We start from the raw sequence: 13,345 nt of genomic DNA on the forward strand, positions 1-13,345 counted from the left end.
GCGTGCCGCCTCCGACCACCGACCCCGAAAGAGGTGCATCATGACCGTGACCGCTGAGCGCGAGAAGGCGCTGCTGGAGTCCGTCCCCACCGGCCTGCTGATCGACGGCGAGTGGCGCGATGCCTCCTCCGGCAAGACCTTCGACGTGAAGGACCCGGCCACCGGCAAGGTCATCGCGAGCCTGCAGGACGCGAACTCCGACGACGCCATGGCCGCCTTCGACGCCGCCTGCGCCGCGCAGGCCGACTGGGCCCGCACCCCGGCCAAGGAGCGCGCCGACATCCTGCGCCGCGCCTACGACCTGATCAACGAGCGCGCCGAGGACTTCGCACTGCTGATGACCCTCGAGATGGGCAAGCCGCTCGCCGAGGCCCGCGGCGAGGTCACGTACGGCAACGGCTTCCTGCGCTGGTTCTCCGAGGAGGCCGGCCGCCACTACGGCCGCACCCTCACCGTGCCCGAGGGGACCCTGCGCATGCAGGTGCACCATCGCCCGGTGGGCCCGTGCCTGCTGATCACCCCGTGGAACTTCCCGCTGGCCATGGCCACCCGCAAGGTGGGCCCCGCCGTCGCCGCCGGCTGCACCATGGTCCTCAAGGCGGCCAAGCTGACCCCGCTGACCACCCAGCTGTTCGCGCAGGTCATGCAGGAGGCAGGCCTGCCCAAGGGCGTGCTCAACGTCGTCGCGGGCTCCTCGGCCTCGTCGATCTCCGCTCCGATCCTGCAGGACCGGCGGCTGCGCAAGGTGTCCTTCACCGGTTCCACCCCGGTCGGTGTGCGCCTCATGAAGGACGCGGCGGACAACGTGCTGCGCACCTCGATGGAGCTCGGCGGCAACGCCCCGCTCATCGTCTTCGAGGACGCGGACCTGGACGCCGCCGTCGAGGGCGCCTTCGCCGCGAAGATGCGCAACATGGGCGAGGCCTGCACCGCCGCCAACCGCTTCCTCGTGCACGAGGACGTGGCCGAGGAGTTCACGCAGAAGTTCGTGGCCAAGCTCGAGGCGCTCAAGCCCCTGCGCGGCACCGACCCGGAGTCCACCCTCGGCCCGATCGTGGACGAGGGCGCGCGCGACGACATCGACCAGCTCGTCCAGGACGCCGTGGCGGCCGGCGGCGAGGTGCTCACCGGCGGCCACAAGATCGAGGGCGACGGCTACTTCTACGCGCCGACCGCGATCAAGGTGGAGAGGGGCAACCCGATCCTCCAGCAGGAGATCTTCGGCCCGGTGGCCCCGATCGTGACCTTCTCCTCCGAGGAGGAGGCCATCGAGATGGCCAACGACACCGAGTACGGCCTCGCCTCCTACGTGTTCACGAAGGATCAGGCCCGGATGTACCGCGTGGCCGAGAGCATCGAGTTCGGCCTCATGGGCTATAACGTGGGCGTCATCTCCAACCCGGCCGCGCCGTTCGGCGGCGTGAAGCAGTCGGGCCTGGGCCGCGAGGGCGGCGCCGAGGGCATCGAGGAGTACACCTCGGTGCAGTACATCGGCATCGCCGACCCGTGGGCGGCCGCGAAGGCCTGACCTCTTCGCCGCGCCGTGTCCTCCGGGGGCGGTATCGGGTGGTATCCGACGTGGATACCACCCGATACCGCCCCCGAGGCGTGTCGGGGGCCCCGGGCTCGGCTCCCTAGAGTGGGGTGCATGGCCCACGCATCCGAGACCCCGCTCGCCTACCGCGCCCCCGCCCAGCAGCCGGACGACGACGGCGGCCCGCGCCGGGACGCCCGCGAGGAGAAGTCGGGCCGCAAGCGTCGTCTCGAGTACCCGCCCGCACCGGAGCCGCTGCCGGTGCCCGTCGTGGACAACCACACGCACCTCGACTTCCGCGACGGCCTGGTCCGGGTGGACGTCCACCAGGCGATGGACGCGGCGGAGGCCGTGGGCGTGACCGGCGCGGTCCAGGTGGGCTGCGACGTCGCCTCGGCCCGGTTCACGATCGCGGCGATCGAGGCCGAGCCCCGCCTGCTCGGCGCCGTGGCGCTGCACCCCAACGACGCGGCCCGCCTGGCCGAGCGCGGCGAGTTCGAGGAGGCGTTCGCGCAGATCGCGGAGCTCGCCCGCCACCCCCGCGTGCGCGCCGTCGGCGAGACGGGCCTCGACTACTTCCGGACGCAGGACGAGACCGGCCACGCCGCGCAGCAGGAGTCCTTCCGCCGGCACATCCGACTCGCCCGCGAACTCGGCACGGCCCTGCAGATCCACGACCGGGACGCGCACGACGACGTCGTCCGGATCCTGCTCGAGGAGGCGGCCGACGGCGGGCTGCCCCCGCACGTGGTGTTCCACTGCTTCTCCGGCGGGCCCGATCTGGCCCGCACGTGCGCCGAGCACGGCTGGCACATGTCCTTCGCCGGTCCCGTCACCTTCAAGGCCAACGACGAGCTGCGCGAGGCGCTGCGGATCGCCCCGGCCGAGCTGCTGCTCGTGGAGACGGACGCGCCCTTCCTCACGCCGCATCCGCATCGGGGTCGCCCCAACGCGCCCTACCTGATCCCGCTGACCCTGCGGGGCATGGCGGAGACGCGCGGCGACGACGTGGACGCCCTCGCCCGCGCGGTGAGCGAGAACACCGCCCGGGTGTACGGCTCGTTCTAAGCCGATCCAGCCCCGGCCCCTAGGATGAGCGACGTGCTGACCCGACTCCTCAAAGCCCGGCTGCCCGAGGGAACGCAGTACCTGGTGGACCGCCCCATGCGGATCCGCCTCGTGTTCGTGGTCCTCGGGTCCCTCCTCGTGGCCGGCCTCGAGATGGTGGCGCTCGCCTCGATCCTCCCGCTGGTCAGCCTGCTGACCTCGGGGGAGCTGGGCTCCCCGGTGCTCGAGGGGCTGCTGGCCCGGTTCGGGGCCGTGACGGTGCCGGAGCAGACGGTGGCCTTCGCCGTCGTGATCGTGCTGGCCTTCCTGCTCAAGGCGATCCTGGTGCTCGCGTTCCGCTGGTGGACCATGGGGTTCACCAACCAGAACCTCATCCGCACGTCCGCCACGCTGCTGCGCTACTACCTGCGGGCCGACTACGGCCTGCACCTGACGCGCACTGTGGGCACCCTGGTCAACAACGTCACCGGCACCTCCAGCATGGCGTACACGGGCGTGGTGAACGCGTCCGTCACGTTCCTCACGGAGGCCGTGACGCTCGTCGCGGTGGCGGTCGTGGTGGGCGTCGCCATGCCGCTGACGGGGCTCGGGATGGCCCTGTACTTCCTCGCCGTCGCCTGGGTGATCAAGACCGTGATCCGCCGCCCGGCCTCCCGCTTGGGCTGGACCCTGGTGACCGCGGGGGAGCGGGCCAACACGGCGGCGCTGCAGGGCCTGGAGAACTACAAGGACGTGAAGATCCGCGGCAACGACTCGGCCTTCATGGAGGAGTACCGCGCGGCCCGCATGGAGAGCGCCGAAGCCACGCGGCTCAAGATGATCCTCACGATGATGCCGCGCTACGTGCTCGAGGTCGCCTTCGTGGCCGCCATCGCGGCGCTCGTGGCCGTGGCCTTCATCCAGGGCCGCGGCGGGGAGGCGTTCGGCTCGCTCGCCCTGCTCGCGATGGCCGGCTTCCGCGTGCTGCCGTCCATGGCCGCGCTCATGGCCACCACCAACGAGATCCGCACGTCCTGGCCGGCCTTCGAGCGCACGACGGCGGAGCTCGCCGCCGCGCAGCCGGTCCTGCACGCGGCGGACCGGCCCTACGAGCGCGTCACGTTCGAGGAGTCCATCGAGGTGCGGGACGCGTCCTTCACCTACCCCGGCAAGACCGAGCCGGTCCTGCGCGACATCGACCTGCGCATCCCCTTCGGGTCCTCGTACGCCTTCGTGGGCGGCAGCGGTGCCGGCAAGACCACCCTGGTGGACCTGGTCATCGGCTTCCACCACGCCCAGCGCGGTGGGGTCCACGTGGACGGGGTGGAGCTCGAGGCCAACCCGCGGGGGTGGTGGGACAACGTGGCGTTCGTCCCGCAGTCCGTCACCGTGGTCAACGGGACGGTGCTGCACAACGTGCTCCTGGACGTCGAGGCCGCCCAGACGGCGGACCGGGCCGAGGTGGAGCGCGTGCTGCGCGAAGCCCAGCTGGGCCAGTGGCTGGACGAGCTCCCCGACGGCCTGGACACCGTGATCGGCGAAGGGGCCGTGGGCGTCTCCGGCGGCCAGCGCCAGCGCCTGGGCATCGCGCGCGCGCTCTTCCGGCGCCCCCGCCTCCTCGTGCTCGACGAGGCGACGTCGGCTCTCGACAACCTCACGGAACGCCGGGTCACCGAGGTGATCGAGTCGCTGCGCGGCCGGATCACGGTCATCGTGGTCGCCCACCGTCTCTCCACGGTCAAGCGCTGCGATCAGATCGTGCTGATGGACCAGGGGCGGATCATCGGCCAGGGCACGTTCGCCGGGCTGCAGGAGACGAGCCCCGAGTTCCGCGAGCTCGTCCGGCTCGGTGACCTCTCCACCTGAGCGGAGCCCGCGCCGCTGCGCCCCGGTTACCCTGTCCGGCGCCCCGATAGACTCGCGGGCATGGTCCAGCCCTCCCCGCACCCCGCCCCCGCCCCGCTGCTGAGCGCCGCGGACGTGCGGCGCATCGCCGCCGAGCTGGACCTGCGTCCCACCAAGCAGTGGGGCCAGAACTTCGTGATCGACCCGAACACGATCCGGCGCATCGTGCAGGCCGCGGACGTGACCGCGGACGAGCACGTGCTCGAGATCGGCCCCGGTCTGGGCTCGCTCACCCTCGGCCTGCTGGACGCGGCCGCCGCCGTCACCGCCGTCGAGATCGACCCGGTCACCGCCGCCCGCCTGCCGCGCACCGCCGCCGAGTTCCGCCCCGGGGCCGAGGACGCCCTCGCCGTGCTGCACGCGGACGCCATGACGCTGAGCGAGCAGGCACTGGCTGAGGTCCGGCCCGCTGCCGCCGCCGGCGGTCCCACCGCGCTCGTGGCGAACCTGCCCTACAACGTGGCCGTGCCCGTGCTGCTGCACGCGCTCGCGGTCCTGCCGGGGCTGCGGCACGGCCTGGTGATGGTGCAGGAGGAGGTCGCGGACCGTCTCGCGGCCGGGCCCGGCTCCAAGGTCTACGGCGTGCCGTCCGCCAAGGCGGCGTGGTACGCGGACGTGCGCAAGGCGGGCACCATCGGCACCCAGGTGTTCTGGCCGGCTCCGCGCATCCACTCCGGGCTGGTCGCCTTCACCCGGCGCGAGCCGCCGGAGGGCGGCGCGTCCCGCCGGGAGGTCTTCGCCGTGGTGGACGCCGCCTTCGCCCAGCGCCGCAAGACCCTGCGCGCCGCGCTCGCCTCCTGGGCGGGGTCGCCGCAGGCGGCGGAGGACGCCCTGGTGGCCGCCGGCGTGGACCCACGCGCCCGCGGCGAGGCCCTGGACATCGCGGCCTTCGCGCGGATCGCCGAGCACGGCCCGCGGCGTGCGGCGGAGGAGGTGGTTGCATGACGACGGAGGACCTCGGCCTCGACCCCACGGCCCGGCACGTCACGGTCAGCGCCCCCGGCAAGGTGAACCTGTCCCTGCGGGTGGGACCCCCCGGCGCGGACGGCTACCACCCCGTGGCCACCGTGTACCTGGCCGTCAGCCTGCGGGAGACCGTCACGGCGATCGCGCGCACGGACGGGAGGATCACCGTCGGCCCGTCGGGCCGCCACATCAGTCTGGTGGACACCCAGGACGTGCCCTGGGACGAGCGCAACCTCGCGCACCGCGCCGCCGCGCACCTGCGGCGCACCCTCGGGCTCGATCCTGACACCCACGGCGTCCACCTCGAGGTCGCCAAGCAGGTCCCGGTCGCGGGCGGCATGGGCGGCGGCTCCGCCGACGCGGCCGCCGCGCTGCTCGCGTGCAGCGCCCTGTGGGAGACCGGACACGCCCGTGCCGAGCTCGCCGAGCTGGCCGCCCCGCTGGGCGCGGACGTGCCCTTCAGCGTGCTGGGCGGCGCCGCCGTCGGGCTCGGGACCGGGGCGGAGCTGACCCCCGTCGCGGCCCGCACCCCGGTGCACCTCGTCCTCGTCCCGGCGGACGCCGGGCTGTCCACCCCCGTGGTGTTCCAGACCCTGGACGAGCTGCGCCGGGAGGGCCACCTGCCCGACGGGCCGCCGCGCCCGGACGTGAACGAGGCCGTCCTGCGGGCCCTCACCGCGGCCGATCCGCTCGAACTCGCCACCGCCATGGACAACGACCTGCAGACCCCGGCCGTCGTCCTGTTCCCCGAGCTCTCGGACGTCCTCGACCTCGGTATGGACGAAGGCGCGCTGCGCGGCATGGTCTCCGGCTCCGGCCCCACCCTGCTCTTCGTGGCGCAGGACGAGGCCTCCGCGCTGCGGCTGGCCTCGGCCATCGAGGAGCGCACGGGCGTGCGCGCCCTCCCCGTCCACGGCCCCGTGCCCGGCGCCCACGTGCTGTGACACCCGGCGGCGCACCCCGCCGCACCCGACCACCCCTCCTCCGTCCGGAAAGGACCACCTCCTCCATGGCCCACCTGCTCGGCGCCGAGAACATCGGCATCGCCTTCGGAACCCGCACCGTCCTCGAGGGCCTCTCCCTCGGCGTGGATGAGGGGGACCGGATCGGACTCGTGGGCCGCAACGGCGACGGCAAGTCCACCCTCATGCGCATCCTCGCCGGCCTCCAGGAACCCGACACGGGCCGCGTCACCCGCCGCGGCGGCGTCCGCGTGGGCGTGCTGGACCAGCAGGACCGGCTCGACCCGGAGCACACCGTGCGTCAGGCCGTGGTCGGGGACGTGGACGACCACGTGTGGGCCTCGGACCCCAAGGTCCGGGACGTCCTGGGTGGTCTCCTCGACGGCTTCGACCTCGAGCAGTCCGTGCGGGGCCTCTCCGGCGGCCAGCGCCGGCGCGTCGCCCTGGCCCGTCTGCTCGCCGGGGACGACGACGTCCTCTTCCTCGACGAGCCCACCAACCACCTGGACGTCGAGGGCGTCGCGTGGCTCGCCCGCCACCTGAAGCAGCGCTGGCGCCCCACCGACGGCGGCCTCGTGGTGGTCACCCACGACCGGTGGTTCCTCGACGAGGTCTGCACGCGCACGTGGGAGGTGCACGACGCCACGGTGGACCCGTTCGACGGCGGCTACGCGGCGTGGGTGCTCGCGCGCGCGGAGCGCTCCCGGCAGGCGGCGGTGACGGAGCAGAAGCGTCAACAGCTCGTGAAGAAGGAGCTCGCCTGGCTGCGCCGTGGCGCCCCGGCGCGCACGTCCAAGCCGAAGTTCCGCATCGAGGCGGCCAACGCCATCATCGAGGACGTCCCCGCCCCGCGTGACTCGGTGTCCCTGGCGAAGATGGCCACGGCCCGGCTCGGCAAGGACGTCCTCGACCTCGAGCACGTGAGCCTGACGCTGGGGGAGAAGCCGATCCTCGACGACGTCACCCTGCGCCTGGCGCCCGGCGAGCGGCTCGGCGTGGTCGGCGTCAACGGTGCGGGCAAGTCGACCCTGCTGCGCCTGCTCGACGGCCGCATCGCTCCGGACTCGGGGCGGCTGAAGCGCGGCAAGACGGTGGTCTCGGCCACCCTCACCCAGGACGTGAAGGAGCTCGACGACGTCGCCCACCTGCGCGTCGCCGAAGTCATGGCCCGCGAAGGCTCGTCCTTCCAGGTCGGCGACCGCGAGATGTCCTCCGGCCAGCTGCTCGAGATGCTCGGCTTCGGCACCTCCCGGCAGTGGACTCAGGTCTCCGAGCTCTCGGGCGGCGAGCGCCGGCGCCTGCAGCTGCTGCGCCTGCTCGTGGGCGAGCCCAACGTCCTCATGCTCGACGAGCCGACCAACGACCTGGACACGGACACCCTGGCCGCCGTCGAGGACGTGCTGGACGGGTGGCCGGGGACCCTCGTGGTGGTCTCCCATGACCGGTACCTGCTCGAGCGTGTCACCGACCACCAGGTCGCCCTGCTCGGGGACGGCAAGGTCCGCGGCCTGCCGGGCGGGGTGGACCAATACCTCGAGCTGCGCGCCGCGATGGACGAGGCCGGCGGCCCGGCCCGGGGAGCCGGCCCGGTACGGGGCCGCAACGACGTCGTCGGGACGTGCGCGGGCATGGGCGGGCCGGAGGAGGACACCGGACCCACCGAGGCGGAGCGTCGGCTGGCCCGCAAGGAGATGGCCCGGCTCGAGAAGCAGATGACCCGGCTACGGGACCGCAGGTCCGGCCTCGAGGCGCGGATGGCCGAGCTGGGGCAGGCCCAGGACTTCGACGCCCTCACCGCGGCCTCCGCCGACCTGAAGGACCTGGACGCGCAGCTGGACGTCCTGGAGGAGGAGTGGCTGCAGGCCGCTGAACTCGCCGAAGGGGACTGATCGGCGGGCGCGCACAGGAGGGTGTGGCAGGTGGCACAGCTGAAGGCTGTTTCCGGCCTACAATCGGGGGCCGGGGCACAGCACCATGCCCGACCCCCACGACGTGGACCATCCCCCGCGTCAGGACGGAGGAGCAGAGCGTGATCGCGAGTCCCGGTGATGAGTCGACCACGCTCCGCATGGGCTCGACCGCCCGCGGCCGTGTCCTGGGTCGGCCCTGGGAGCAGGGCCTTCCGCTGCTCGTCTTCATCGTGGACGTCGTCGCGGTCCTGCTCGCCACCTTCGTCTCGGCCCAGCTCCGCTTCGGCGGACCGCGGCGCACCACCCTCCCCGGCGCCGAAGTCATCGACTACAGCGTCATCAGCCTCGCGCTGAGCGCGGCCTGGGTGCTCGCGCTGACCATCCAGGGCTCCCGGGACATCCGGATCTTGGGGGTGGGCACCGAGGAGTACAAGCGGGTCCTGCAGGGCACCCTGTACCTCTTCGGCACCGTCGCGATCCTCGCCTATGCGGCAGGTCTCGAAGTGGCGCGCGGCTACGTGGGCCTGGCTCTGCCGCTGGGCGTGCTCCTGCTCCTGCTGGGCCGGTTCCTCGTGCGCGGGTGGGTGGCGCGGCAGCGACACCGCGGCAGGTTCCGGCGGCGGCTCCTGCTCGTCGGCGGCCCGAAGGCCGTCCGGCACATCTTCGAGGCCCTCGACTCCGAGGCCGGCGCCGGCTACGCCCCCGTGGCCGCGGCCCTCCCCGGATACAAGACCCGGCAGGAGGACTACCTCCCGATACCGGTCTCCACGGACCTGGACACCGTGGAGGACGTGGTCGCCCACGTGGAGGAGCGCGACGTCGAAGCCGTGGTGATCACCTCGGGCCACTCGTTCGTCCCCTCGGACGTCCGCCGGCTGGGCTGGGAGCTGCAGGAGCGCGGCGTCTCCCTGATCATGGCACCCGCCCTCGTGGACGTCGCCGGACCCCGCCTCCACACGCAGCCCCTCGCGGGTCTGCCGCTCATCCACCTCTCCACCCCGCGCCTCTCCGAGGGCAAGGCGTTCGCCAAGCGGGCGTTCGACGTCGTCGCGTCGGGTCTGGGCCTGATCGCCATCTCGCCGCTGTTGATCGCCGTTGCGATCGCGGTCAAGGCCACGGACGGCGGGCCGGTGCTGTTCCGGCAGGAGCGCATCGGTCTCGGCGGCAGGCCGTTCACCATGCTCAAGTTCCGTTCCATGGTGGTGGATGCCGAGGAGATCCGGCAGCGGCTCGTCTCGGACGGCGGGGATGCGGAGGTCCTGTTCAAGATGAAGGACGACCCGCGCATCACCCGGGTCGGCAAGCTCATCCGCCGCACCAGCATCGACGAGCTGCCCCAGCTCGTGAACGTGCTGCGGGGGGACATGTCCCTCGTGGGCCCGCGGCCCCACCTGCCGCACGAGGTCGAGGCCTACGAGCAGTACGTGCACCGCCGCTTCCTGGTGCAGCCCGGCATCACGGGGCTGTGGCAGGTCTCCGGCCGGTCCGACCTCCCGTGGGAGGAGGCGGTCCGCCTGGACCTCTACTACGTGGAGAACTGGTCCATCCTGGGCGACCTCGTGATCCTGGGGCGGACCGTCAAGGCCGTGGTCGCCGCCGACGGCGCCTATTGACCCCGGATCCGCGCGACCTGTGTGGAAGAATGGGCCGTCGTCGCCGCCCCCTGGGGTCCGGCGCTCCGCCCTGGTGTAATGGCAGCACGCCGGCCTTTGGAGCCGTGCGGTCTAGGTTCGAATCCTAGGGGCGGAACCCCCGTCCGCTGACCCCCACCGGTGCAGGAGCCCCCATGTCCCAGCCGTCCGCCCGTCCCTCCGCCGTGATCGTCCTGGCCGCGGGCCAGGGCACCCGCATGAAGTCGACGACGCCGAAGATCATGCATGCGATCGGGGGGCGCTCCCTCGTGGGCCACGCGCTCGCGGCGGCCTGGTCGCTCGCGCCGGAGCACCTCGTGGCCGTGGTCCGGCACGAGCGGGCTCGCGTGGCCGAGCACATCGAGACGGTGGCGGCCCAGCTGGGCATCGACGCGCTGGCGATCGCCGACCAGGACGACGTGCCGGGCACCGGTCGCGCCGTCGAGCTGGGCCTGGCCGCCCTGCCCGCGGACCTCGAGGGCACCGTCGTGGTGACCTACGGCGACGTCCCGCTGCTGACCCCGGAGACCCTCGCCCGGCTCGTCGCGGACCACGAAGCGGACGGCAACGCCGTCACCGTGCTCACCGCCACCCTCGAGGACGCCACGGGCTACGGCCGCATCGTCCGCGACGCCGAGGGCCTCGTGGAGCGGATCATGGAGCACAAGGACGCCCTCGCCCACGCCGAGTCCACGGGGGACGACTCCTTCGTGGCGATCCGCGAGGTCAACTCCGGCATCTACGCCTTCGACGCTGCCCTGCTGCGCCGCACCCTGCCGGAGATCTCCACGGACAACGTGCAGGGTGAGAAGTACCTCACGGACGTGCTCGGCATGGCCCGCGCCGAGGGCGGCCGCGTCGCCTCCGTGGGCACGGACGACGTGTGGGAGGTCGAGGGCGCCAATGACCGCCGTCAGCTCTCCGACCTGGGCCGCCAGCTCAACGACCGCGTGCTGCGCGGCTGGATGAAGGAGGGCGTCACGGTCGTCGACCCGTCCTCCACGTGGGTGGACGTCACCGTCTCCCTCGCCTCGGACGTCACGCTCAAGCCCGGCACCCAGCTGCATGGCACGACGTCGGTGGCCACGGGCGCCGTCGTCGGCCCGGACTCCACCCTCACGGACACGCAGGTGGGGGAGGGCGCCGTGGTGAAGCGCACCGACGCCACGGAGGCCGTGATCGGCGCGGGCGCGACCGTCGGCCCGTTCACCTACCTGCGCCCGGGCACGGTGCTGGGGGAGGACGGCAAGATCGGCGCGTTCTACGAGACCAAGAACGTGACCGTGGGCCGCGGCGCCAAGCTCTCCCACCTGGGCTACGCCGGGGACGCCGAGATCGGCGAGTACACCAACATCGGCTGCGGCAACATCACCGCCAACTACGACGGCGTCGCCAAGCACCGCACCGTGATCGGGGCCCACGTGCGCACCGGCTCGAACACGGTGTTCACGGCCCCGGTCTCGGTGGGCGACGGCGCCTACACCGGTGCCGGCGCGGTGGTCCGCGACGACGTCCCGGCCGGCGCCCTGGCGCTGAACGCCGTGACGCAGCGCACCATCGAGGGCTGGGTGCCCGCCAAGCGCCCCGGCAGCACGTCGGCGCAGGCCGCGCGGGCCGCCGGCGCGGAGGGCTCCGGCGCTCAGGGCTGACCCCGCGCGCCCGACAAGAGGTCGGCGTGTCACAACCGTACCGATTCCGGTACGGTTGTGACACCAGAGATGAGGTGGTGATCCCGTGACGTATCGTGACGATCTGTGGGACGTGGCTGCGGGGAACCACGGGGTCATCACCACTACGGAAGCGGAGGAGGCGGGCGTGCCCGCCGTCGAGGTCCGCAAGCTCGCCCAGCGCGGCGTTCTGCGGAGGCTGGCCCACGGGGTGTACCTCCATCGCCAGGTTCCCCGCGACCGGTTCACGGACGCGGCGGAGGCCGTGGCCACGGGCGGTGAAGATGCATTCCTGGACTGGGACGCAGTGCTGTCACTGTACGACCTCGCCCTGGTCGATCCCTCCGTCGTACGGGTGGGCGTGACGAGGCGGTACCGCGGCTCGCCGCGCGCGCATGTACGAGTGACACGACGCCGTCCCCCGCCGGGCGACGAGGACCTCACCTTTCACGGCGGCGTGCGAGGCCTCACGATCAACCAAGCCCTTCGTGAGGCACTCGACCGCATCCCTCTCGAGCGCGTCGCCGCTGCGATCGAGGAGGCCCGCGCGCGCGGGCTGCTCACGGTGGGCGAGGCGAGGAGCTTGAAGAAGGACCTGGAGGCGCGGCAGAACGGTGGACATCGTGGCGGTCGATGACGTGGTCGTGGGCCTGGGCGATCTGGGAGCTCGAGGTGCGCCCAGGAGCGAAGGCCAACTCAACCGTCGACTGGAGGCGATCGCTGACGCGATGGGCGTTCCGGTGGACCGGGCGCGCCGGTTGCTGGGAGCAGTGATCGTGGCGCAGATGTTGCCGGAAGGCGTCGTAGTCAAGGGTGGAAATGGCGTTCGACTCCGACATGGAGCCACCGGGACGCGGGCGACCCGGGATCTCGATCTACTGGCTCGCGATCCCCAGCAGGCGCTGAAGGACTTGACCGGGTTCGTCGACCGGGGATGGGGGGCCGCGCCCGGGAGCAAGAGAGAACTCAAGGCCGACCCGGCTGCGACCCGGGTGGCCTTCTTCGGCACGGTGCATGAGGACGATCCTGCGGAGCCTCTCGGAGTGCCCGATCCCTACGTCCTGTCACGAGCGAAGGTGACCCTGCATTTTCTCTCCGCGAGGACAAGTTGGGTGTCGGTCCCGATCGAGATCGGGCGCGACGAATTCGAGGGCAGCACGCTGGCGCAGCCAGTCGAGGTCGTGGCACCCCAGGTCGCGGAGGCGGTCACCGCGTTGGGATGTGGAACACCGCGGTCTGTGGCCGTGATGGCTGTCGAGCAGCAGCTCGCACAGAAGATCCATGCCGTCACGGATCCACATCAGACGCGAGGCCACGATCTCGTGGACATCCAGTTGCTCTGGCATGGGGCGGAGGCCGAGGGTGGTGTCGACATCCCGTTGCTCGCAGATCTCGTCAGCCGTACTTTCATGTTTCGGTCACCCGGCCGGACTGCGGCAGGACACACACCGCATGAGTGGCCGCCTCCGGTCGCTCACGTCCGGACTCTCGAGCAGGGGTACCTGGATGCGCTGGAGGAGACACGAGTGGGTGCGGAGGGACAGGCCAGGCTCCTGCAGCCGCGCGTGTCCGACGCGGCGGATTGGCTGGAGTCGTTGATCACAAGGATCGCGCGGGCCGCCGGCGCCGAGGGCTCCGGCGCTCAGGGCTGACCCCGCGCGCCCTAGGATGGGTGCGAGGACCGGGCCCCTCAGGCGGCCCGCTGGACGTCGGCCGCGCGCCG

General features: G+C 72.4%; 10 protein-coding genes and 1 tRNA gene. All 11 read left to right on the forward strand.

The window, feature by feature from the left end; genetic code table 11:
* Positions 1-40: 40 nt before the first annotated feature.
* Positions 41-1,528, forward strand: a complete 1,488-nt coding sequence (locus AC0VX2_RS02420) for an NAD-dependent succinate-semialdehyde dehydrogenase (protein ID WP_036338888.1) — start codon at positions 41-43, stop codon at positions 1,526-1,528.
* 120 nt (positions 1,529-1,648) lie between these two features.
* Positions 1,649-2,602 (forward strand): TatD family hydrolase, encoded by a 954-nt coding sequence (locus AC0VX2_RS02425; RefSeq protein ID WP_036338885.1) that lies wholly within the window; start codon positions 1,649-1,651, stop codon positions 2,600-2,602.
* A 24-nt stretch (positions 2,603-2,626) separates the two neighbouring features.
* Positions 2,627-4,447: an ABC transporter ATP-binding protein gene (locus tag AC0VX2_RS02430; RefSeq protein ID WP_475432616.1), complete on the forward strand. Its 1,821-nt coding sequence runs from the start codon at positions 2,627-2,629 to the stop codon at positions 4,445-4,447.
* Between the two features lie 60 nt (positions 4,448-4,507).
* The gene (rsmA, locus tag AC0VX2_RS02435; protein ID WP_036338878.1) at positions 4,508-5,431 is read left to right on the forward strand and encodes a 16S rRNA (adenine(1518)-N(6)/adenine(1519)-N(6))-dimethyltransferase RsmA; all 924 of its coding nucleotides are present in this window, start codon (positions 4,508-4,510) and stop codon (positions 5,429-5,431) included.
* On the forward strand, positions 5,428-6,396 hold the full coding sequence (locus AC0VX2_RS02440) for a 4-(cytidine 5'-diphospho)-2-C-methyl-D-erythritol kinase (protein ID WP_400395565.1): 969 nt from the start codon (positions 5,428-5,430) through the stop codon (positions 6,394-6,396). Before rsmA ends, AC0VX2_RS02440 begins: the two co-directional genes overlap by 4 nt.
* A gap of 65 nt (positions 6,397-6,461) precedes the next feature.
* Complete coding sequence (locus AC0VX2_RS02445) at positions 6,462-8,303, forward strand: ABC-F family ATP-binding cassette domain-containing protein (RefSeq protein ID WP_144862288.1); 1,842 nt, start codon at positions 6,462-6,464, stop codon at positions 8,301-8,303.
* Between the two features lie 140 nt (positions 8,304-8,443).
* On the forward strand, positions 8,444-9,937 hold the full coding sequence (locus tag AC0VX2_RS02450) for a sugar transferase (protein ID WP_400395562.1): 1,494 nt from the start codon (positions 8,444-8,446) through the stop codon (positions 9,935-9,937).
* Positions 9,938-10,001: 64 nt separating this feature from the next.
* A tRNA-Gln gene (locus AC0VX2_RS02455) sits at positions 10,002-10,073 on the forward strand.
* A gap of 37 nt (positions 10,074-10,110) precedes the next feature.
* Entirely contained in the window at positions 10,111-11,604 is a 1,494-nt protein-coding gene (gene glmU, locus AC0VX2_RS02460) for a bifunctional UDP-N-acetylglucosamine diphosphorylase/glucosamine-1-phosphate N-acetyltransferase GlmU (RefSeq protein ID WP_400395559.1), read from the forward strand.
* A gap of 85 nt (positions 11,605-11,689) precedes the next feature.
* Positions 11,690-12,259 carry a type IV toxin-antitoxin system AbiEi family antitoxin domain-containing protein gene (locus AC0VX2_RS02465; protein ID WP_020627445.1) on the forward strand — a complete coding sequence of 190 codons (570 nt, stop codon included), beginning with the start codon at positions 11,690-11,692 and terminating at the stop codon, positions 12,257-12,259.
* Complete coding sequence (locus AC0VX2_RS02470; RefSeq protein ID WP_225348330.1) at positions 12,246-13,274, forward strand: nucleotidyl transferase AbiEii/AbiGii toxin family protein; 1,029 nt, start codon at positions 12,246-12,248, stop codon at positions 13,272-13,274. Before AC0VX2_RS02465 ends, AC0VX2_RS02470 begins: the two co-directional genes overlap by 14 nt.
* Positions 13,275-13,345: the final 71 nt, after the last annotated feature.

It is taken from the genome of Micrococcus sp. iso_239 (genome assembly GCF_056173395.1).

What these genes read in the sequence shown, in the direction of transcription:
- glmU (WP_400395559.1), top strand. Translation starts at nt 10,111, where the DNA reads ATGTCCCAGCCGTCCGCCCGTCCCTCCGCCGTGATCGTCCTGGCCGCG.
- rsmA (WP_036338878.1), top strand. Translation starts at nt 4,508, where the DNA reads ATGGTCCAGCCCTCCCCGCACCCCGCCCCCGCCCCGCTGCTGAGCGCC.
- AC0VX2_RS02445 (WP_144862288.1), top strand. Translation starts at nt 6,462, where the DNA reads ATGGCCCACCTGCTCGGCGCCGAGAACATCGGCATCGCCTTCGGAACC.
- AC0VX2_RS02430 (WP_475432616.1), top strand. Translation starts at nt 2,627, where the DNA reads ATGAGCGACGTGCTGACCCGACTCCTCAAAGCCCGGCTGCCCGAGGGA.
- AC0VX2_RS02425 (WP_036338885.1), top strand. Translation starts at nt 1,649, where the DNA reads ATGGCCCACGCATCCGAGACCCCGCTCGCCTACCGCGCCCCCGCCCAG.
- AC0VX2_RS02440 (WP_400395565.1), top strand. Translation starts at nt 5,428, where the DNA reads ATGACGACGGAGGACCTCGGCCTCGACCCCACGGCCCGGCACGTCACG.
- AC0VX2_RS02420 (WP_036338888.1), top strand. Translation starts at nt 41, where the DNA reads ATGACCGTGACCGCTGAGCGCGAGAAGGCGCTGCTGGAGTCCGTCCCC.